This is a genomic window from Schaalia radingae (assembly GCF_900106055.1).
GTDB lineage: Bacteria > Actinomycetota > Actinomycetes > Actinomycetales > Actinomycetaceae > Pauljensenia > Pauljensenia radingae_A.
In genome coordinates this window covers 1-22,767 of the sequence record NZ_LT629792.1, presented here as the reverse complement: position 1 = coordinate 22,767, position 22,767 = coordinate 1, and the positions used below count along the sequence as shown (strand labels likewise).

13 protein-coding genes and 3 pseudogenes are annotated in these 22,767 nt (G+C 60.0%); 8 read left to right on the top strand and 8 right to left on the bottom strand.

The features are described from left to right. The first annotated feature begins 88 nt into the window (after nt 1-88). Together rpsR and rplI are read left to right on the top strand one after the other, a co-directional pair. Entirely contained in the window at nt 89-331 is a 243-nt protein-coding gene (gene rpsR, locus BLT69_RS00080; RefSeq protein ID WP_058237600.1) for a 30S ribosomal protein S18, read from the top strand. Nucleotides 332-354: 23 nt separating this feature from the next. Then, nucleotides 355-813, top strand: coding sequence for a 50S ribosomal protein L9 (gene rplI / locus BLT69_RS00075; RefSeq protein WP_058237599.1), 459 nt, complete (start codon nt 355-357; stop codon nt 811-813). A gap of 196 nt (nt 814-1,009) precedes the next feature. Here the strand turns inward: rplI and BLT69_RS00070 are convergent, their stop codons facing one another. From BLT69_RS00070 to BLT69_RS00060, 3 genes are all read right to left on the bottom strand, one after another. Next, complete coding sequence (locus tag BLT69_RS00070) at nt 1,010-3,358, bottom strand: transglycosylase domain-containing protein (protein ID WP_058237598.1); 2,349 nt, start codon at nt 3,356-3,358, stop codon at nt 1,010-1,012. 160 nt (nt 3,359-3,518) lie between these two features. Further along, nucleotides 3,519-4,988, bottom strand: a complete 1,470-nt coding sequence (gene gnd, locus BLT69_RS00065) for an NADP-dependent phosphogluconate dehydrogenase (protein WP_058237597.1) — start codon at nt 4,986-4,988, stop codon at nt 3,519-3,521. Between the two features lie 132 nt (nt 4,989-5,120). Next, nucleotides 5,121-6,545, bottom strand: a complete 1,425-nt coding sequence (locus BLT69_RS00060; RefSeq protein ID WP_082628699.1) for a CCA tRNA nucleotidyltransferase — start codon at nt 6,543-6,545, stop codon at nt 5,121-5,123. A gap of 212 nt (nt 6,546-6,757) precedes the next feature. Between BLT69_RS00060 and BLT69_RS00055 the strand changes: the two genes are divergently transcribed. From BLT69_RS00055 to BLT69_RS00030, 6 genes and pseudogenes are all read left to right on the top strand, one after another. Continuing rightward, nucleotides 6,758-7,294 carry an NUDIX hydrolase gene (locus tag BLT69_RS00055; protein WP_082628632.1) on the top strand — a complete coding sequence of 179 codons (537 nt, stop codon included), beginning with the start codon at nt 6,758-6,760 and terminating at the stop codon, nt 7,292-7,294. Continuing rightward, entirely contained in the window at nt 7,294-9,807 is a 2,514-nt protein-coding gene (locus tag BLT69_RS00050; protein WP_092648035.1) for a DUF6049 family protein, read from the top strand. The genes BLT69_RS00055 and BLT69_RS00050 overlap by 1 nt, the downstream gene beginning before the upstream one ends. Further along, nucleotides 9,804-13,115, top strand: a complete 3,312-nt coding sequence (gene murJ / locus BLT69_RS10940) for a murein biosynthesis integral membrane protein MurJ (RefSeq protein WP_092648033.1) — start codon at nt 9,804-9,806, stop codon at nt 13,113-13,115. Before BLT69_RS00050 ends, murJ (BLT69_RS10940) begins: the two co-directional genes overlap by 4 nt. 11 nt (nt 13,116-13,126) lie before the next feature. Then, nucleotides 13,127-14,179: a thioredoxin-disulfide reductase gene (gene trxB / locus BLT69_RS00040; RefSeq protein WP_092648034.1), complete on the top strand. Its 1,053-nt coding sequence runs from the start codon at nt 13,127-13,129 to the stop codon at nt 14,177-14,179. Then, on the top strand, nt 14,176-14,532 hold the full coding sequence (locus BLT69_RS00035; RefSeq protein WP_070726064.1) for a thioredoxin family protein: 357 nt from the start codon (nt 14,176-14,178) through the stop codon (nt 14,530-14,532). Before trxB (BLT69_RS00040) ends, BLT69_RS00035 begins: the two co-directional genes overlap by 4 nt. A gap of 123 nt (nt 14,533-14,655) precedes the next feature. Next, nucleotides 14,656-15,603: pseudogene (locus BLT69_RS00030) on the top strand (aminotransferase-like domain-containing protein); the annotation flags it as partial. A 135-nt stretch (nt 15,604-15,738) separates the two neighbouring features. Here BLT69_RS00030 and BLT69_RS00025 read toward each other — a convergent pair. The 5 genes and pseudogenes from BLT69_RS00025 to BLT69_RS00005 all read right to left on the bottom strand — a co-directional run. Then, nucleotides 15,739-16,634, bottom strand: a pseudogene (locus BLT69_RS00025) (aminotransferase-like domain-containing protein); the annotation flags it as partial. Between the two features lie 123 nt (nt 16,635-16,757). Continuing rightward, nucleotides 16,758-17,114 (bottom strand): thioredoxin family protein, encoded by a 357-nt coding sequence (locus BLT69_RS00020; protein WP_070726064.1) that lies wholly within the window; start codon nt 17,112-17,114, stop codon nt 16,758-16,760. Then, nucleotides 17,111-18,163: a thioredoxin-disulfide reductase gene (gene trxB, locus BLT69_RS00015; RefSeq protein ID WP_092648034.1), complete on the bottom strand. Its 1,053-nt coding sequence runs from the start codon at nt 18,161-18,163 to the stop codon at nt 17,111-17,113. The genes BLT69_RS00020 and trxB (BLT69_RS00015) overlap by 4 nt, the downstream gene beginning before the upstream one ends. A gap of 11 nt (nt 18,164-18,174) precedes the next feature. Continuing rightward, on the bottom strand, nt 18,175-21,486 hold the full coding sequence (gene murJ, locus BLT69_RS10935; protein ID WP_092648033.1) for a murein biosynthesis integral membrane protein MurJ: 3,312 nt from the start codon (nt 21,484-21,486) through the stop codon (nt 18,175-18,177). Then, nucleotides 21,483-22,697, bottom strand: a pseudogene (locus BLT69_RS00005) (DUF6049 family protein); the annotation flags it as partial. The pseudogene BLT69_RS00005 and the gene murJ (BLT69_RS10935), both read right to left, overlap by 4 nt. Nucleotides 22,698-22,767 lie beyond the last annotated feature (70 nt).

Here is a 22,767-nt window from a genome sequence, read left to right as displayed (position 1 = left end):
GACGCAACGCGCTTTCGCAATGCATTCTTATCGCTTCATTTTTCGTATGGGGTAATCACAGCGATTACCTGGATCCAAGGAGAACACTATGGCGAAGCCTCAACTTCGCAATAAGCCCATTAAGAAGAAGGCCAACCCGCTGAAGTCGGCCAAGATCGAATCCATTGACTACAAGGACACCGCTTTGCTGCGTAAGTTCATCTCGGACCGCGGCAAGATCCGTGCCCGCCGTGTCACTGGCGTATCCGTACAGGAACAGCGCCGCATCGCCAAGGCCGTCAAGAACGCCCGCGAGATGGCTCTGCTGCCGTACTCTTCGTCCGGTCGCTGAGATTCATAGGGAGGCTTTTTCTGATGGCAACAACGAAACTCATTTTGACCCACGATGTCGACAAGCTCGGTTCAGCCGGTGACGTTGTCGAGGTGAGAAGCGGTTACGCTCGCAACTACCTGGTTCCTCGCGGCCTTGCCACTGCATGGTCCAAGGGTGCTCAGCGCCAGATTGACGACATGGCTCGTGCTCGCCGCAAGCGCGAAATCGCGTCCGTCGACGATGCCCGCGTCGTGCGCGATCAGCTCCAGGAAGTCAAGTTCGTGACTGTTTCCGGCAAGACCGGTTCCAACGATCGACTCTTTGGCGCCGTTTCAAGTGCCGACATCGCTCAGGCCGTTCAGGATCAGATCGGCCAGACGATTGATCGCCGCAAGATCGTCATCCCTGCTCCGATCAAGACGCTGGGAGACTACACCGTCAAGGTCAACCTGCACTCTGAGGTGTCTGCAAACCTGCATGTCCGCGTCATCGCTGAGTGACAGTGACACACCACCGAGTGTGATCCCGGCGTTCCGATGAGTACTCCGTTTCTGTAAGGAGGCTCCGGGACGCCGGGCACATTCATACCGGGCCGCACCCGCGCAGTGGATTTTTTCCACACTGTGGGTGCGGCTCGATTTTCATGCAGTCGGATAGCCAACCGGCTAGGCCCACGTGCCCACCAGCGCCAGACGTCTAGGAGGATTGAGAGCCGCCCGTATCGTGGTCGTCATCGTGACCCTGACCAGGCTGGCTGGGCTGAGTCGGTTCAGCTGGTTCGGGTTGTGTGGGCTGAGTCGGTTCAGCTGGTTCGGGTTGTGTGGGCTGAGTCGGCTGGGTGGGCTGGACCGACTGAGGTTGTGTCGGCGTTGGTGGAGTGTTCTGTTGAACTGGGTTCGGTTCGGTGTACCACGAGTAGTCACCGTTAGGCAGGTCAGCAGTTGCAGCCTCCATGAATTTCACCCACACGTCAGCTGGCCAGTCGCCTCCGTGGAACTGATACAGGCCGCCGATGTTATCCAGCGAAACCGGGTTGCCGGCCTCGTCGGACTGATACATCGAGACACTGGCGACAAGGCCCGGAACCATTCCAACAAACTGTGCGGACTTCTGATCATCAGACGTACCGGACTTACCGGCCGCTTCACGTCCCAGAACTGCCGCCTTCTCACCGGTGCCACCCGGCTCCATCACTGCCTTGAGCGCCGGCATAATCGCGCTGACCGTCTCTGCATCAAAGACCTTTTCCGACTCAAGCTGCGCGCTGTAGACCTTGTTGCCAACAGAGTCACGCACCTCTCGCAGGATATGCGGGTTCATCCGTGTCCCGCCGTTGGCGATAGTGGCATACGCATGGGTGAGGTCAATGTTGTGCGTTGATGCCACACCCAACGTGTTGAGCAGCGTCGCATCGAGCCCGTTCGTGTCTTCAGGGATTCCCAGCTTCACGGCTGTGTCCACTGTCGCCTGCGGACCGACTTTCTCATTCAACGTCACAAAAGCCGTGTTGATTGAATAGGACGTTGCCTTAATCAACGACACATTACCCCACGAGGTGTTCCCCACGTTCGACACTGGTTCAGCCAGGCCGTCAAATGAGCGCGGTGAACTGCCATCAACCTGATCGTAGACACTACCGCCCTGATCGGCATACGCCAGCAAGGTAAACGGCTTGAAGGTTGAACCGGCCTGTGCAATGTCATCAGTGACCGCATTACGTTGAACTTTTTGATAGTCACTGCCCGCAAACTCAGCGACGATCTCCCCCGTTGCAGGGTCAATGGCAGACAGCGCCACGTGCATGGAATCAGGGTTCCATCCCTCGACCTCGTTCATCATCTGGGCCGCATTGATTGCGGCTTCCTGACGAGCCTTGTCGATAGTGGTGATGATCGACAGGCCACCCGAATCGATCTGCTCATCAGTGAACGCACCTGTCTCGGCCAGCTCGCGACGCACCTGCTGCAGGAGGTAGCCGGTCGTCCCGGTCATTGACGAGGTCGTCTCCTGGAAATCAATGGTCTGCGGGAATTGCTGCTGATTTGCTTCCGCCTGGTCGATCCACCCGTCCTGCACCATCAGTGAGATGACTCGTTCCCACCGTGAGTGCGCCATATCAGGATCTTCTGCAGGATCCCACGCCGATGGTGCCGGGATGATCCCTGCCAGCAGCGCGGATTCTGACAGGGTCAGTTCTGATGCCGGATGTCCGAAAAAGACTTTCGAGGCTTCTTCGATGCCGTAGGCTCCCCGGCCGAAATAGATAGTATTGAGGTAGTTGCCCAGCACTTCGTCCTTGGTTTGCTCACGGTTGATCTTCACCGCCAGGACCGCTTCCTTGACCTTGCCTTTCAGCGAAGTAGTCTCACCCATGTAGTAGCGCTCCACGTACTGCTGGGTGAGCGTGGAGCCACCTTGTCGCGGCAGTCCTCTCAGATTATTGACGAGGGCACGCGCAATGCCTTTCAGATCTATTCCGGAGTTGGAATAGAAAGTGCGGTCTTCGGAGGCAACAACGGCCTGCCCCACATAGTCCGGCAATGTGGACGTGTCGATGATGGAGCGATTGATCTCAGAGAACTTCCCCATCTCGGAGGTGCCGTCCGCGTAATACACGGTGCTGGTCTGAGCCAGGGCCACCTGGTCGGCCTTGGGAATATCCAACGTGGCGTACAGGAACAGGAAGGATGCCAGTCCGGCAATAATGACGCCGAGGACGCTGAACACGAAGGCAAGGCCGATGCGTTTACCCCATGACCGCCTTTTGCGCCCATTCGCTGTGCGTCCACTGGTCTTGCGTGAGTTCGACCGGCTGGTTTCGCCTTTCCGCCCACCGGCATTGCCTGCCGCAGCGGAGCCAGCCTGCCTGGAAGTCCCGGGCGACGAGTTGGAAGCGGATGACCGATGGGTTCCTTCATGTCGCGCTGCGCGCTTGGGGAATGCCGGATCGGGACGCATCGCCCCTCGCGATGTGCCGTGCGATGAGCGGGACGAGTGACGCCCGTTCTTGGCCTCATCCGGATTCATCCTGCCGTTTTTCGACACGCGTTCACCTTTCGTTACAGGCACCGTCTCTATGAGCCTTGCCCTTCAGCGTAAGCATGTCGACGGTGATCGCGCCATGAACCGCGCCACTATTCCCCTCGTTTCACATGGAAATCCCAGCTTTTCCATGAAGGGAATCACACCTGGGTATGGTCCGAGCCTAGTCCCACTGTTCTTCAGGCTTGCCCTCGTCAGCCCACCGCGTGTGGAATGTTCCCTCGCGATCGACGCGCCGGTAGGTGTGCGCGCCGAAGAAATCACGCTGACCCTGAATCAGTGCTGCCGGCAGTCGGTCGGCACGCACCGTGTCGAAGTAGGCCAGGCACGACGAGAACACGGGGGTAGGAATGCCGTGCGTCGCTGCCAATGCCACAATCTTGCGCAGTGACGGGATGCATTCCTCGATCCGGGAGGCGAAGGGTTCGGCTGCCATGAGCAGAGGCAGATCGGGATCCTCGTCGTACGCCTGCCCAATGTCGGACAGGAACGTGGCACGAATGATGCATCCTGCGCGCCAGATCCGCGCCACAGAACCCTTGTCAATCGTCCAGTTGTAGGCGTGTGCCCCCTGAGCGATCTCATCGAATCCCTGTGAGTAGGCGATGATCTTGGAGGCGAACAGGGCGCGTCGTACGTCCTCAACAAAGGAGTCATGATCGGCCTGTTCCACCTTCAGTTCCTGGGCGTGGCCCTCCATGTGTTGTGCGGCTTCACGCTGCGTGGTCTGCGAGGATGCGCCGCGCGCAAAGGTTGCTTCAGCAATGGCGGTGACGGGAACTGCCAGGTCCAGCGCTGTTTGCACGGTCCACTTGCCGGTGCCTTTCTGCGATGCCTGGTCCACGATCATATCCACCAGCGGCTCACCTGTGCTTGCATCCTTGTGGCGCAGCACCTGCGCCGTGATCTCGATGAGGTACGAATTCAGCTCGCCCGCATTCCATTCGTCGAAAATGTCCGCCAGTTCGGACGGTGTAGCACCCATGCCGCGGCGCAGCACGTCGTAGGCCTCCGCGATGACCTGCATATCTGCGTATTCGATGCCGTTGTGTACCATCTTGACGAAGTGACCCGCGCCGTCAGCACCCACGTGCGTACAGCACGGCTCGCCGTCCACATGGGCGGAAATCGTTTCAAACATCGGGCCAAGGCGCTTGTAGGACTCTTCGGTTCCACCCGGCATGATGGACGGCCCCCACAGAGCACCTTCCTCACCGCCTGAAACGCCAGCACCGACAAAGTGCATCCCACGCTCACGCACCCACTTTTCACGGCGAATCGTGTCAGTGAACAGGGAGTTTCCACAGTCCACGATAATGTCACCCTCGTCCATGTGGTCCGCAAGCTGTTCGATGACCCAGTCAGTGGCCTCACCTGCCTGCACCATAATGATGGCCACGCGCGGCTTTTCGAGCGATTTCACGAAGTCTTCGGTGGTTTCCGAGGGAATGAAGATGCCCTCGGATCCGTCGCCATGTTGGTCCATGAGGCGCAGCGTGCGACCGGGTGAACGATTCGTCACCGCAGTGCGATACCCGTTGCGTGCGAGGTTACGCGCAAGATTCGACCCCATCACGCCCATTCCATACACGCCAATATCAGCACTTGCCGTTTCAGGTGAAGTAATCGTCATCGTGAGCTTCTTTCATCCTTTGTCGTGGCGCGAGGGCGTCCGATCCACGCTATGACGCCCTTCACATTGAGTGTACAGTCCGGCCACTGTTTTACGGTGCGAACGCCGTGCCTTGGGCGGCCGGCGGGTGTTTCAGTCCCTGGCACCCTGCTCGGTCCACCAGCGCAGTAGTTCCTCACGTGCCGCGTCCTGACCCATCGGGCCGTTCTCCATGCGCAGGTCCAGCAGGTGCTGGCGTGCTCGACCCACATCGCGGCCAGGTGGAATGTTGAGGATTTCCATGATCTGACTGCCATCCAGATCCGGCCGGATCGCATCGAGTTCTTCCTGTTCACGTAGTTGAGCGATGCGTGCTTCCAGATCGTCATAAGCGGCCGACAAGTGCATCGCTTTCCGGCGGTTGCGCGTCGTGCAGTCAGCTCGAGTGAGGCGGTGCAGGCGCTCCAACTGGTCACCAGCATCAGCAACGTAGCGGCGCACAGCCGAATCAGTCCAGGCCTGTTCGCCATAACCGTGGAAACGCAGATGCAGCGCCACCAGATGCGTCACCGCATCAACTGTGTGTCTGTCAAAGGTCAAGGCCTTGAGGCGTTTGCGCGTCAGTTTCGCGCCGACAATCTCGTGATGGTGGAACGACACGGTGCCGTCTTTTTCAAAGCGCCGCGTGGCAGGCTTGCCCACATCGTGCATGATCGCGGCCAGCCGCAAAATCAGGTCCGGTGCCGGCACAGCGCCATCGAGCCCGGTTTCCAGGTCCATCGCCTGATCGAGCACGGTCAGCGTGTGCTCGTACACGTCCTTGTGGCGACGGTGTTCGTCGCGCGTATCGACCAGTGCGTCCAGCTCCGGAATGACAACAGCTGCCACGCCGGTGTGCACCATGAGTTCGATGCCGCGCCGCGGGTACGGGCTGACCATCAGGCGTTCAAATTCGGCCCGGATCCGTTCGTTGGACACAATCGACAGCCGTGAGGCCATCGACTCCATCGCATCCATCACATCCATGTCGACGTCGATGCCCAGTTGGGCGGCAAAACGCGCCGCACGCATGATGCGCAGCGGGTCGTCGTCGAATGATTGTTGAGCGGTGACAGGTGTGCGCAGGCGTCCGTCGGCCAGATCGTCAAGACCGTGGTGAGGGTCCACAAGTGCCATCGTCGGCAGCCGCATCGCCATGGCGTTGACAGTGAAGTCTCTGCGCGTCAGGTCTCCCTCGAGCGTGTCTCCGAATGTGACGTCAGGCTTGCGTGAGCCGATGTCATACTCGTCGCACCTGTATGTGGTGATTTCCACAACGATGTGATCTTTGCGTGCTCCGATCGTGCCGAACTTCTTGCCGATGTCCCACACGGCGTCGGCCCACTTGCTGAGCAGCTCCTCGGTTTCGTCGGGGCGTGCCGATGTTGCGAAGTCGAAGTCATGCGGCGTCACGCCGAGGAACGCGTCGCGCACAGGTCCGCCCACCAGCGCAATTTCCTGGCCAGCGTCGTCAAAAAGGTGCGCCATTTCCAGTACTTGCGCAGGTAGATGGCTGAATGTGCGTTGAGCGTTGACCAGCAAAGCTGGCACGTCCTGAGATCCGACACCCTCGAGTGCGCGTGTCTTCACACCGTGTCCTTTCAGTTGCTGGCGGTCAGCGTGGGAACCGTGCTTGTGCGTATCCATTACGTACTAGAGTGCCACGTTTTCAGGCCTCGAAAAACCTCAGGAGCCGCGACGCAGGAATGTCACGTCACCCGCCATCGCTCCAAGACTAATAGAGTGGAACTATGTCAGCCCGTCGTTATGAGCGCCGTGTGGGGACACCTCGTCCCCCACGCCACCATGCCTCGATACGGGCGTATCACTCTGCCAGTTCCCGCCTGCCGATTGTGGGAGAAACATCGGCGGGCGGCCTCGTTATCGATGTTGTCAACGGTACCCCTTACGCAGCGATCATTGCGCGACGTAACCGGGCCGGCCGCATCGAATGGTGCCTGCCGAAAGGCCACCTGGAGGGACGCGAAACCGCTCAGGAAGCCGCATTGCGCGAAGTTGCGGAAGAGACGGGGATTACCGGACGGATCATTCGTCACCTCGCGTCGATCGACTACTGGTTTTCCTCTCCTGATCGGCGTGTTCACAAGGTGGTGCACCACTTCCTCATGGGCTACGTGTCGGGATCGATCACCGTGGAAATGGACCCTGATCACGAAGCTGAAGACGCGTCGTGGGTATCCTTGCAGCAGCTGATGCGCCAACTCGCCTATCCGAACGAGCGTCGTATCGTCAGAATCGCATTGGATCTTTTGTACCGGGACGTGTGATGAAGAGCCGCGCACGCGTTTTCTCCACGGTCGTCACTGCCATTGTGACTGCCGCGTGCCTGTGCGCGCCCGCGGGTGCCTCGAGCATGCCACTAACTGACACCAGTGCGCGTGTTGCTTCTTTTACTTCCACGTCCGAGGGTGACCCGTCCGGTATTCACACCACGCGCCCCAGCGTGCTCGGTGAAGCCGATGAGGGCGGCAATCTGCAGGTGTCGATCACGTCGATCACACCCACTGTCCTTGATGACACGTCAACGCTCACCGTGTCGGGCACATTGACGAACCTTTCGGGTGCACAGGCCACCTCGTCAACTGTGCTGCGCCTGTTCATGTCCGTCCATTCAGCGGTCGCGGCACCTGACCTGAGCGCATACTTTTCGGGCCACACTGATGCCGGCATCCCGGTAGCCGAACGCACCATCGACAGGCAGCTTGGCCCGCGTCAGAAAGTGGGTTTCACCTTGTCGGTTCCCGCCGAGGAGCTGCCGCTGGATGACAGTTTTGAGTGGGGGCCGCGCGGTATTTGCGTCCAGGCGCTGGCCACGACTGATGAGGGTGATATAGACGGTGAGGACCGCTCCGTGGTCGTGTGGGATTCTTACTATGAGCGTCAGCAGACACCCATATCGGTGCTGGTTCCTTTCACGTCGACTCAGGCATTTGGCTCCACGGAGCAGTGGAAAGCTCTCAGTGAACTTGCCCGCACACCAGGCGTGACACTGGCTGTTGATCCTGAAGCGTTGACCAGTTTTGTGCGCACCGGCATTCTTGACGCCGACGGGCGGCTGCGCTCACCGACTACGACCGCTGACCAGGCTCAATCTGCCGGGACAAGCGCCCAGCCGCAGTCGACTGCTCCGACCAGCCAGTCCCAATCCACTGCCCGTTCCGATTCTGATTCGGCCTCCCCGGCGCAATCCGGTAAAAGCAGCCAACCTGAAGGCACTCAGTCCGGCAGCGCGAACGGCACGGCGGCAGATGCAGGCTCTCAATCCGGCGATCAGCCTCAAAGCGGAAGCGCCGGTCCAGCAGAGATGACTCCGTTTCCTCATTGGCCTTCACCCAGGTACCCCACACCGTCATGGTGGCATTCACCGGCAACTTCCGCGTTTGTCTCGCGCGCACTGGACACCCTCGTCGGATCGGGGGGGCAGGTTGTTGCCCTGCCCAGCATGGATGCAGACCCCGCTCGGCTGCAAGAGCTAGGCGATGAGCGTCTGACCGAACTGGCGCGTGAGTCGATGAGCGTTTTCGGCACGCTGTCCACGCCCGAGCAGGTCGTCAATCAGGCCGGTCAGGCAGATTCGACCACATCACGCACTGGTTCAGCTCAGTCAGTCAGCGTCATCGGATCAGTGCTGTGGCCACGCTCATCGACTTTCGGGCTGTCCATGCTGCCGGAGTCAACTGGCCGCACGATCATTGCACCCGCCGGTGAAGTCGCGCCTCCCGAGGACGCCTCTTTCACATCCGTGACACGCGTCGAAGTCGATGCTGATGATGGTCACACCCACACGGAGGGCGCATCTGATTCGACTCGCACGGTGCTGACCTCGACTCGTGAGCTCACGGAGTTGCTGGCGTGGGATGCGCCTACAGACAGCGATGAGCTGGATGCGCGTCAGGCAGCCCAGGCAATGGGTGCTCTGATCACGCGTCAGCTTCCCAATATCGCCCGACCTCAGCTCGTGACCGTGGCGCGCAACACCGCCGTCAACTCCGAACTGGTATCACGTATCCGCTCCCTGACACAGTCGGACTGGATGGCACCGCGTTCCTTCGCCGAGATTGCAACGTCAGAGCCCACCGATACCGAGCGTGAAGACGTACATCCCACACCTGAGGTCCCTGACCATTGGGAGCACACACTGCACACGCTGAACGAAGTACGCGCTCAGGTTGCAGCCTTGGCGACCGCACTCGACGAACCCCACCAGCTGACGAGCGTCGTCAACATGGCGATGCTCAACGCCGTCAGTGCAGGACACGACGATGATCACGCCATTGAGGCGGCGAAGAACCTGCAGGGAGCGATCAGCGAGCTGTACTCACTGGTCCATGCCGAACCATCAGCGACGATCAATGTCATTAACAAGACGGCTGCGTTCCCTGTGCGCGTGACGAATAAGCTACCGTGGACAATCACCGTCACCGCAACGCTGAAACCTGACGATGCGCGTCTTCGTGCGACACCCAGCGCCGCTCAGCCCCTCGAGGCGAACTCCACTGGTAACGTCGAAGTTCCAGTTCAGGCCATCGGATCGGGGAATATCGACGTCACCTACATTGTGGCCACACCGCGTGGCACCATACTCGATAGCTCTCAGTCCGTCATGGTACGTTTGCGCGCACAGTGGGAGGATATTGGGACGTGGTCAATCGCGGGGCTGGTTGCAGTGGCGTTCTGCGTCGGTTTGATTCGCAATGTGCGCTCGCAGTGGCGATCACGCGACCCGTTAGTGTCGTCGCGACGCAAGCACACACACTCAGATGATGGAGACACACCATGAACCAGTCACACGATGCATCTGATTCGCGTGCCCCCAGGCAGACGTCCCTGCTGAAGTCGTCAGCCATCATGGCGTCAGGCACCCTGGTCTCCCGCATCCTCGGATTCGTGCGAACCGCGCTGCTGATCATCGCGATCGGTGAAGGTGCCGGCTCCGTGTCAGCGACCTTCCAGGTGGCCAACACGCTGCCCAACACGGTCTACAACATTCTGGCGGCAGGTGTCATCGACGCTGTCCTCGTTCCGCAGATCGTGCGCGCACTGAAGTCGCGTTCTGGGGATCGTTACGTCTCGCGCCTCCTCACGCTGGCCGGACTGATCCTATTCGGCGTCACCATCGTGATGATGGTGGGCTCGCCGCTCCTGGTGACATTGTTCGCCTCCAGTTACGAGGGTCCCGCCCGCGCACTGACCATCACCTTCACATTGCTGTGTTTGCCGCAGATTTTCTTCTATGGGGTGTACAACCTGCTGGGCGAATTGCTGAACGCGCGCGGCATGTTCGGTCCCTATATGTGGGCGCCGGTGCTCAACAATGTCATCGCCATCCTGGGTCTGAGCATCTTCCTGATCTTGTGGGGCCCTCACCACGGTGTCTTCCCGATTGAAGAATTCACCTCTTCTCAGTTCTGGGTGCTGGCCGGATCGGCCACGCTCGGCGTGATCCTCCAGGCATTGATCTTGCTGATACCGCTGCGTCACGCTGACGTGAAGCTGCGCATCGACTGGCATTTCAAGGGCACGTCCTTCAAGTCCGCCTCACGCGTGGCCGGCTGGACGTTCGCCACGCTCGGCGTGAGCCAGATCGGCATTATTTCAACAACGAACCTGGCTACGCAGGCTGACCACTGTGCCACTCTGCATGACGCGTCCATTGCCGGTTACGTGGCCTACACGGCAGCGTTCATGGTGTACATGGTTCCTCAGTCATTGATCTCCGTGTCGCTGGCGACCGCGATCTTCACTCGGATGGCCAATGCGGTCACCGAAAATGATCACCGGGAGGTCGCGCGGAATTTCCACACAGGCGTCAATGTCATCACCTTGTTGACGCTGCTGGCTGCGGCCATTTTGATCGCGGCAGCTGTGCCGGTCATGCAGCTGGTGTTGCCGATGGCCTCGCCGGAGAATGTGCGCGCCTACGCGGCAGTGTTGATCGCCCTGATGCCGGGCGTTGCTTCGACCGGCATGGTGCTGATGAGCCAACGCGTCTTCTTCGCCTACGAGGATGCCAAACCTGTTTTCCTGATGGGAATCGTCCCGACGATCATTCAGATCATCGTCGGATGGTCAGTTTTCTTCCTGGCAGGACCCGGCTGGTGGACGATCGGGGCCAGCGCAGCTGAAACGGTGTGCCGACTCCTCCAGGGCTTTATCGCCGTCTTCTGGGTTGCGCGAAAGATTCGCTACGTCAACCCGGGTCTGATTGTCGCCAGCTATATCAAATACTTCACTGCCGCCGGTGTGGGGGGTCTGGCCGGTGGTGTGGCTATCTGGCTGATGGGGGCTTCCACCCCGATCGATCAGTGGGTGGCGCGTTGGCTGGTCGCAGCTGTGAAAGCCGTGGTGGTCGCCCTCGTCGTCACCATCGTGTTCGCATTGATGATGCGTCTGCTTGATCCTGCCTCCACCAGTGATGCTGTGCGCAAGGTGAACCGGCGACTACCCGTACCAGCGTTGATCCGCAAGGTGTTCGTCGTTGAAGGAGCGGGCGCCTCCACTGCCTCTTTTGCTTCACACGCACGTACCACCGTGCCGCAAGCCCCCGACGCTGAGCGCGACGAGTCGGATTCAGCTGCCGCAGATCGCGCGCAGCCGACAGCAGATTCTGGTGAGCAGCAAAGCACGCAGGCCGACGCGGTGGTGGACGGGTCCTCGCACGATACCGATTCGCAACGCACGCAGATTCACTTCTTTGACTGGTCAAAGTTCCTGGGTCGCGAGCAGGCTGAGGTTGGTCAGGAACTCACCGACGCGCAATACGACACCACTCTTCATGCTGACCCGTTCCCCGCTGACGCTCATCACAGTGATGACCCGGCCCAGGTGGAAGAGGATGCACAGATCCTCTCGAGCATTCTGCAAAGAGGGTTTTCACCTTCAGATCCGACGAACACGGGTGAGATGCCGGTGGTCAGCAGGTGGGGTGCCGCGGCGCCGGAGCCGGATGCTCAAGACGGCCTCGCCTCGGCGGTGACGCCCGACGAAGAGACTCCACACTTAGTACAATCCCAAGCGAACGACCTGCGCGCCTCTGAACCGACGCCAGCTCACACACCTAAGGAGCATCCCGTGCCCTACCCACCCGAACCTGATGAGAACGACGAACTCGATCAGTTTGGCTCTCATGAACATGGCGCTCATCAGCCCGCGCGTCCCAGCTTCGATGAGATTGCGTTCGGCAGGCTCACCGATCATGCCTCCTCGGGTCACGAGTCGAGTGATCACTCCGTGCCGCCGGCAGCTGCCGCTTCAGGTGGCATAGGTGCGGCCGGCGCTCTAGGTACAGCCGGCACAGCAAGTACGACGGGAACAACCGAGGCTGCGGGAGCTGCGTCTGAGACCGGGCAATCTGCAGCAACCGAACAGCCCACAGCAACCGAGCAGCCCGAGCCGGCCTCGAACGCATCTTCGACGACAAGCCGTGCCCTCACCACGCGCATCAATCCCACGATTCCGACCGTGATTTTTGCGGCGATCCTGGTCATCGGTGGCGGGCTGTGGGGTGTCAAGACCATGCTCGCACCTGTATCCGGCGAAGGCTTCTCATTCAGTCCTACCCACAACGAGCAGGAATCCGGCCAATCTGCAGAACAGTCAGGATCCGGCCAGTCAGGATCCGATCAACCTGTCGAACCGGAAATCATCCGTCCGCAGGTCACCTCCGTGGATGCTTTGTCGTGGCGTAACGACAATGGTGACAACCCGGACCAGGCGATCTACGCCATCGACGGGAAACTGGACACCGCATGGAGGTCGCGTTCCTTCGACTACAACCAGTTCCCGCCCGATGAGATCGTCTCACTCAAACTGAACCTGCAGGAAAAGGCCACCGTGTCCAAGGTGACTGTCCACATGGCTCCGGGCACTACCGGAGGCGAGCTGGTCCTCACCTCCGTCGACCCGTCAGTTGACGTCACCGCTGCACGTCACGGCACAGAGCTGGCAACCACGGCAATGAGTCCGACAACTGACATCACATTACCGGAGCCTGTTGAGACCCAGGGCCTCGTGTTAATGTTCCGCTACATGCCCTCGTCTGACGAAGGTAGCAACCAGGCGTGGGTCTATGAAGTCACTGTGGAATGACAAGGTGCATCATGACTGATTTTTCCGTCTCCTCTATCCCCTCTATCAACGCAATCAGCCTGGGCGACAGTCAGGCGGACGATGCAACGGCCCCTCAAACCGCCGACCAGGCCACCGAGGCTACACAGTCTCACACCGACGGCACCGTTCATGACGTCATCATCGTCGGATCAGGCCCCGCCGGATACACGGCAGCTGTCTATACCGGGCGCGCCGGCCTGAGGCCCATCGTCATCGCAGGTGAACTGGACGCAGGTGGCGCCCTGATGAACACGACGGACGTGGAGAACTTCCCCGGTTTCCCTGAGGGTATCCTCGGGCCCGAACTCATGGAGAATATGCGTGCCCAGGCCGAACGCTTCGGTGCCGATATTCGTTTCGAGGATGCCCGCAGCGTCAGCCTCGAGGGCGACGTCAAGACCGTGACACTCGATGACGAGACACTGCAGACTCGCACCGTGATTCTCGCGACCGGCAGCGAATACCGCCACATGAACGTGCCAGGTGAAGATGAGCTTTCCGGCCACGGCGTCAGCTACTGCGCCACCTGCGACGGCTTTTTCTTCAAGGACAAGGACCTGGCGGTCATCGGTGGCGGCGACTCTGCAATGGAAGAAGCAACCTTCCTGACTCGTTTCGCACAGTCCGTCACGATCGTTCACCGTCGCGACGAACTGCGCGCCTCCAAAGTGATGGCAGACCGCGCCAAGGCTGACCCGAAGATTTCCTTCGCGTGGAACTCGACAGTAGCCAGCGTCGAGGGCGACACCGAGGTGGAAGGCCTCGTTTTGCGTTCCACCGTTGACGACTCTGAGACCACCTTGCCCGTCCAGGGCGTGTTCGTTGCGATCGGACACCTGCCACGCACCGACATCGTGCGCGGCCAGATTGACCTGGACGAAGCCGGTTACATTACCGTGAACGAGCCGTCGACCCACACATCACTGCCTGGCGTATTCGCCTGCGGTGACGCAGTGGACCACATGTATCGGCAGGCCATTACGGCAGCGGGATCAGGGTGCCGAGCCGCCCTCGACGCTGAACGGTACCTGGCAACACTGTGAAGCGTGTCGACCTGCGTGAACTCGACACGCTCCTTTCCGACGACCGCATCGTTTTCATTGCATGCCTGGCCCACTGGAGTCCCGAATCGCGCATGGTTGAGCCGGTTTTCGACGAACTTGCAGGTGAATTCGCTGCAGATGTCACGGTTGTGGCTGTCGATACCGACGCCCCGCAGTTCGTCACCTTTGCGAAACGATGGCATGTGACGTGGGTTCCCAGCGCCGTCCTGATCAATCCGTATGACGACGAGCAGCCCACCCGCACGTGGGATGGTGCGCAACCGAAAACCGAGTTGCGTCACGGACTGGACAGTGCTTGCGCGATGAAACATCGGCGCGCTAGTGTGACCTGATTCATCATATGTCGCCTCACGAGTGTCACCGTTACTGACCGTGTGTGAAGTGGTGGCACACTGGTGATAGAACGTGTGATCAGCACTTGCGTAGCACAATGGAAGGAAATCGTTGTGAGCCAGATGCCCGGCCGGGAAGCCGCTCAGCATGGAAACCGTCTCGACCCATGGTTTGACCATTATGCCGAGCGAGCTCACAACCTGCGCGCCTCTGAAATCCGCGCGTTGTTCTCGGTAGTGTCGCGCCCCGAAGTTGTCTCACTGGCTGGCGGCATGCCCAACCTGAAGGACCTGCCTATTGAGCGCCTGGCTGACTCGGCGCGCGACTTGATCGCACGCAACGGTTCGGTCGCAATGCAATACGGCTCCGGTCAAGGCTGGGAACCGCTGCGCGAACAGATCTGCGACGTCATGTCCTATGACGGCATCGCAGGTGCCGACCCCGATGACGTTGTCATCACCACCGGTTCGCAGCAGGCCCTGGACCTTGTTTCCGAATTGTTCATTGACGAGGGTGACGTTGTCATCGCGGAGTCGCCGTCATATGTGGGAGCCCTTGGTGTGTTTCGTGCGCGTCAGGCCGATGTGGTGCACGTCGACATGGATGCCGATGGCATCATTCCGCAGGCGTTGGAGGATATGATCCACTCTCTGCGTAAGTCTGGAAAGACGATTAAGTTCCTGTATACGATTCCGAACTTCCACAACCCAGCGGGCGTGACGCTGAGCGAGGAACGCCGACCGCACATCGTTGAGATCTGCCAGCGTGAACACGTGCTGATCGTGGAAGATAACCCCTACGGACTGCTCGGCTTCGGGTCAGATCCGCTTCCCGCATTGAAGTCCTACGCACCGGAAGTCGTGGTCTACCTGGGATCGTTTTCCAAGATGTTTGCACCGGGCTTCAGGATCGGATGGGCCTACGCACCCCACGCAGTCCGCGACAAAACTGGTCCTGGCCAGCGAGTCAGCGATCCTGTGCCCCTCGATGGTGGGTCAGATGGCGATCGGCGGGTACCTGGTTGATTAACGAACTGGTACAGCCAGGTCAAAACCTTCCGTTCCATGTATCACCGAAGCGTTGCGATCCGCAATGTATGATGAAGGCGTTGGCATGAAGTACATGCCGCGCACTGCACGTGACACATGGAACCGTGAAGGCGTGCTTCTCGGCACGCTGGCTGTGACCAGTGCTCGTAATCGAACCAGGTACCCGCCGATCGCCATCTGACCCACCATCGAGGGGCACAGGATCGCTGACTCGCTGGCCAGGACCAGTTTGTCGCGGACTGCGTGGGGTGCGTAGGCCCATCCGATCCTGAAGCCCGGTGCAAACATCTTGGAAAACGATCCCAGGTAGACCACGACTTCCGGTGCGTAGGACTTCAATGCGGGAAGCGGATCTGACCCGAAGCCGAGCAGTCCGTAGGGGTTATCTTCCACGATCAGCACGTGTTCACGCTGGCAGATCTCAACGATGTGCGGTCGGCGTTCCTCGCTCAGCGTCACGCCCGCTGGGTTGTGGAAGTTCGGAATCGTATACAGGAACTTAATCGTCTTTCCAGACTTACGCAGAGAGTGGATCATATCCTCCAACGCCTGCGGAATGATGCCATCGGCATCCATGTCGACGTGCACCACATCGGCCTGACGCGCACGAAACACACCAAGGGCTCCCACATATGACGGCGACTCCGCGATGACAACGTCACCCTCGTCAATGAACAATTCGGAAACAAGGTCCAGGGCCTGCTGCGAACCGGTGGTGATGACAACGTCATCGGGTCGGCACCTGCGATGCCGTCATAGGACATGACGTCGCAGATCTGTTCGCGCAGCGGTTCCCAGCCTTGACCGGAGCCGTATTGCATTGCGACCGAACCGTTGCGTGCGATCAAGTCGCGCGCCGAGTCAGCCAGGCGCTCAATAGGCAGGTCCTTCAGGTTGGGCATGCCGCCAGCCAGTGAGACAACTTCGGGGCGCGACACTACCGAGAACAACGCGCGGATTTCAGAGGCGCGCAGGTTGTGAGCTCGCTCGGCATAATGGTCAAACCATGGGTCGAGACGGTTTCCATGCTGAGCGGCTTCCCGGCCGGGCATCTGGCTCACAACGATTTCCTTCCATTGTGCTACGCAAGTGCTGATCACACGTTCTATCACCAGTGTGCCACCACTTCACACACGGTCAGTAACGGTGACACTCGTGAGGCGACATATGATGAATCAGGTCACACTAGCGCGCCGATGTTTCATCGCGCAAGCACTGTCCAGTCCGTGACGCAACTCGGTTTTCGGTTGCGCACCATCCCACGTGCGGGTGGGCTGCTCGTCGTCATACGGATTGATCAGGACGGCGCTGGGAACCCACGTCACATGCCATCGTTTCGCAAAGGTGACGAACTGCGGGGCGTCGGTATCGACAGCCACAACCGTGACATCTGCAGCGAATTCACCTGCAAGTTCGTCGAAAACCGGCTCAACCATGCGCGATTCGGGACTCCAGTGGGCCAGGCATGCAATGAAAACGATGCGGTCGTCGGAAAGGAGCGTGTCGAGTTCACGCAGGTCGACACGCTTCACAGTGTTGCCAGGTACCGTTCAGCGTCGAGGGCGGCTCGGCACCCTGATCCCGCTGCCGTAATGGCCTGCCGATACATGTGGTCCACTGCGTCACCGCAGGCGAATACGCCAGGCAGTGATGTGTGGGTCGACGGCTCGTTCACGGTAATGTAACCGGCTTCGTCCAGGTCAATCTGGCCGCGCACGATGTCGGTGCGTGGCAGGTGTCCGATCGCAACGAACACGCCCTGGACGGGCAAGGTGGTCTCAGAGTCGTCAACGGTGGAACGCAAAACGAGGCCTTCCACCTCGGTGTCGCCCTCGACGCTGGCTACTGTCGAGTTCCACGCGAAGGAAATCTTCGGGTCAGCCTTGGCGCGGTCTGCCATCACTTTGGAGGCGCGCAGTTCGTCGCGACGGTGAACGATCGTGACGGACTGTGCGAAACGAGTCAGGAAGGTTGCTTCTTCCATTGCAGAGTCGCCGCCACCGATGACCGCCAGGTCCTTGTCCTTGAAGAAAAAGCCGTCGCAGGTGGCGCAGTAGCTGACGCCGTGGCCGGAAAGCTCATCTTCACCTGGCACGTTCATGTGGCGGTATTCGCTGCCGGTCGCGAGAATCACGGTGCGAGTCTGCAGTGTCTCGTCATCGAGTGTCACGGTCTTGACGTCGCCCTCGAGGCTGACGCTGCGGGCATCCTCGAAACGAATATCGGCACCGAAGCGTTCGGCCTGGGCACGCATATTCTCCATGAGTTCGGGCCCGAGGATACCCTCAGGGAAACCGGGGAAGTTCTCCACGTCCGTCGTGTTCATCAGGGCGCCACCTGCGTCCAGTTCACCTGCGATGACGATGGGCCTCAGGCCGGCGCGCCCGGTATAGACAGCTGCCGTGTATCCGGCGGGGCCTGATCCGACGATGATGACGTCATGAACGGTGCCGTCGGTGTGAGACTGTGTAGCCTCGGTGGCCTGGTCGGCGGTTTGAGGGGCCGTTGCATCGTCCGCCTGACTGTCGCCCAGGCTGATTGCGTTGATAGAGGGGATAGAGGAGACGGAAAAATCAGTCATGATGCACCTTGTCATTCCACAGTGACTTCATAGACCCACGCCTGGTTGCTACCTTCGTCAGACGAGGGCATGTAGCGGAACATTAACACGAGGCCCTGGGTCTCAACAGGCTCCGGTAATGTGATGTCAGTTGTCGGACTCATTGCCGTGGTTGCCAGCTCTGTGCCGTGACGTGCAGCGGTGACGTCAACTGACGGGTCGACGGAGGTGAGGACCAGCTCGCCTCCGGTAGTGCCCGGAGCCATGTGGACAGTCACCTTGGACACGGTGGCCTTTTCCTGCAGGTTCAGTTTGAGTGAGACGATCTCATCGGGCGGGAACTGGTTGTAGTCGAAGGAACGCGACCTCCATGCGGTGTCCAGTTTCCCGTCGATGGCGTAGATCGCCTGGTCCGGGTTGTCACCATTGTCGTTACGCCACGACAAAGCATCCACGGAGGTGACCTGCGGACGGATGATTTCCGGTTCGACAGGTTGATCGGATCCTGACTGGCCGGATCCTGACTGTTCTGCAGATTGGCCGGATTCCTGCTCGTTGTGGGTAGGACTGAATGAGAAGCCTTCGCCGGATACAGGTGCGAGCATGGTCTTGACACCCCACAGCCCGCCACCGATGACCAGGATCGCCGCAAAAATCACGGTCGGAATCGTGGGATTGATGCGCGTGGTGAGGGCACGGCTTGTCGTCGAAGATGCGTTCGAGGCCGGCTCGGGCTGCTCGGTTGCTGTGGGCTGTTCGGTTGCTGCAGATTGCCCGGTCTCAGACGCAGCTCCCGCAGCCTCGGTTGTTCCCGTCGTACTTGCTGTGCCGGCTGTACCTAGAGCGCCGGCCGCACCTATGCCACCTGAAGCGGCAGCTGCCGGCGGCACGGAGTGATCACTCGACTCGTGACCCGAGGAGGCATGATCGGTGAGCCTGCCGAACGCAATCTCATCGAAGCTGGGACGCGCGGGCTGATGAGCGCCATGTTCATGAGAGCCAAACTGATCGAGTTCGTCGTTCTCATCAGGTTCGGGTGGGTAGGGCACGGGATGCTCCTTAGGTGTGTGAGCTGGCGTCGGTTCAGAGGCGCGCAGGTCGTTCGCTTGGGATTGTACTAAGTGTGGAGTCTCTTCGTCGGGCGTCACCGCCGAGGCGAGGCCGTCTTGAGCATCCGGCTCCGGCGCCGCGGCACCCCACCTGCTGACCACCGGCATCTCACCCGTGTTCGTCGGATCTGAAGGTGAAAACCCTCTTTGCAGAATGCTCGAGAGGATCTGTGCATCCTCTTCCACCTGGGCCGGGTCATCACTGTGATGAGCGTCAGCGGGGAACGGGTCAGCATGAAGAGTGGTGTCGTATTGCGCGTCGGTGAGTTCCTGACCAACCTCAGCCTGCTCGCGACCCAGGAACTTTGACCAGTCAAAGAAGTGAATCTGCGTGCGTTGCGAATCGGTATCGTGCGAGGACCCGTCCACCACCGCGTCGGCCTGCGTGCTTTGCTGCTCACCAGAATCTGCTGTCGGCTGCGCGCGATCTGCGGCAGCTGAATCCGACTCGTCGCGCTCAGCGTCGGGGGCTTGCGGCACGGTGGTACGTGCGTGTGAAGCAAAAGAGGCAGTGGAGGCGCCCGCTCCTTCAACGACGAACACCTTGCGGATCAACGCTGGTACGGGTAGTCGCCGGTTCACCTTGCGCACAGCATCACTGGTGGAGGCAGGATCAAGCAGACGCATCATCAATGCGAACACGATGGTGACGACGAGGGCGACCACCACGGCTTTCACAGCTGCGACCAGCCAACGCGCCACCCACTGATCGATCGGGGTGGAAGCCCCCATCAGCCAGATAGCCACACCACCGGCCAGACCCCCCACACCGGCGGCAGTGAAGTATTTGATATAGCTGGCGACAATCAGACCCGGGTTGACGTAGCGAATCTTTCGCGCAACCCAGAAGACGGCGATAAAGCCCTGGAGGAGTCGGCACACCGTTTCAGCTGCGCTGGCCCCGATCGTCCACCAGCCGGGTCCTGCCAGGAAGAAAACTGACCATCCGACGATGATCTGAATGATCGTCGGGACGATTCCCATCAGGAAAACAGGTTTGGCATCCTCGTAGGCGAAGAAGACGCGTTGGCTCATCAGCACCATGCCGGTCGAAGCAACGCCCGGCATCAGGGCGATCAACACTGCCGCGTAGGCGCGCACATTCTCCGGCGAGGCCATCGGCAACACCAGCTGCATGACCGGCACAGCTGCCGCGATCAAAATGGCCGCAGCCAGCAGCGTCAACAAGGTGATGACATTGACGCCTGTGTGGAAATTCCGCGCGACCTCCCGGTGATCATTTTCGGTGACCGCATTGGCCATCCGAGTGAAGATCGCGGTCGCCAGCGACACGGAGATCAATGACTGAGGAACCATGTACACCATGAACGCTGCCGTGTAGGCCACGTAACCGGCAATGGACGCGTCATGCAGAGTGGCACAGTGGTCAGCCTGCGTAGCCAGGTTCGTTGTTGAAATAATGCCGATCTGGCTCACGCCGAGCGTGGCGAACGTCCAGCCGGCCACGCGTGAGGCGGACTTGAAGGACGTGCCCTTGAAATGCCAGTCGATGCGCAGCTTCACGTCAGCGTGACGCAGCGGTATCAGCAAGATCAATGCCTGGAGGATCACGCCGAGCGTGGCCGATCCGGCCAGCACCCAGAACTGAGAAGAGGTGAATTCTTCAATCGGGAAGACACCGTGGTGAGGGCCCCACAAGATCAGGAAGATGCTCAGACCCAGGATGGCGATGACATTGTTGAGCACCGGCGCCCACATATAGGGACCGAACATGCCGCGCGCGTTCAGCAATTCGCCCAGCAGGTTGTACACCCCATAGAAGAAAATCTGCGGCAAACACAGCAATGTGAAGGTGATGGTCAGTGCGCGGGCGGGACCCTCGTAACTGGAGGCGAACAATGTCACCAGGAGCGGCGAGCCCACCATCATCACGATGGTGACGCCGAATAGGATCAGTCCGGCCAGCGTGAGGAGGCGCGAGACGTAACGATCCCCAGAACGCGACTTCAGTGCGCGCACGATCTGCGGAACGAGGACAGCGTCGATGACACCTGCCGCCAGAATGTTGTAGACCGTGTTGGGCAGCGTGTTGGCCACCTGGAAGGTCGCTGACACGGAGCCGGCACCTTCACCGATCGCGATGATCAGCAGCGCGGTTCGCACGAATCCGAGGATGCGGGAGACCAGGGTGCCTGACGCCATGATGGCTGACGACTTCAGCAGGGACGTCTGCCTGGGGGCACGCGAATCAGATGCATCGTGTGACTGGTTCATGGTGTGTCTCCATCATCTGAGTGTGTGTGCTTGCGTCGCGACGACACTAACGGGTCGCGTGATCGCCACTGCGAGCGCACATTGCGAATCAAACCGACGCAGAACGCCACTGCAACCAGCCCCGCGATTGACCACGTCCCAATATCCTCCCACTGTGCGCGCAAACGTACCATGACGGACTGAGAGCTATCGAGTATGGTGCCACGCGGTGTGGCCACAATGTAGGTGACGTCGATATTCCCCGATCCGATGGCCTGAACTGGAACTTCGACGTTACCAGTGGAGTTCGCCTCGAGGGGCTGAGCGGCGCTGGGTGTCGCACGAAGACGCGCATCGTCAGGTTTCAGCGTTGCGGTGACGGTGATTGTCCACGGTAGCTTATTCGTCACGCGCACAGGGAACGCAGCCGTCTTGTTAATGACATTGATCGTCGCTGATGGTTCGGCATGGACCAGTGAGTACAGCTCGCTGATCGCTCCCTGCAGGTTCTTCGCCGCCTCAATGGCGTGATCATCGTCGTGTCCTGCACTGACGGCGTTGAGCATCGCCATGTTGACGACGCTCGTCAGCTGGTGGGGTTCGTCGAGTGCGGTCGCCAAGGCTGCAACCTGAGCGCGTACTTCGTTCAGCGTGTGCAGTGTGTGCTCCCAATGGTCAGGGACCTCAGGTGTGGGATGTACGTCTTCACGCTCGGTATCGGTGGGCTCTGACGTTGCAATCTCGGCGAAGGAACGCGGTGCCATCCAGTCCGACTGTGTCAGGGAGCGGATACGTGATACCAGTTCGGAGTTGACGGCGGTGTTGCGCGCCACGGTCACGAGCTGAGGTCGGGCGATATTGGGAAGCTGACGCGTGATCAGAGCACCCATTGCCTGGGCTGCCTGACGCGCATCCAGCTCATCGCTGTCTGTAGGCGCATCCCACGCCAGCAACTCCGTGAGCTCACGAGTCGAGGTCAGCACCGTGCGAGTCGAATCAGATGCGCCCTCCGTGTGGGTGTGACCATCATCAGCATCGACTTCGACGCGTGTCACGGATGTGAAAGAGGCGTCCTCGGGAGGCGCGACTTCACCGGCGGGTGCAATGATCGTGCGGCCAGTTGACTCCGGCAGCATGGACAGCCCGAAAGTCGATGAGCGTGGCCACAGCACTGATCCGATGACGCTGACTGACTGAGCTGAACCAGTGCGTGATGTGGTCGAATCTGCCTGACCGGCCTGATTGACGACCTGCTCGGCGTGGACAGCGTGCCGAAAACGCTCATCGACTCACGCGCCAGTT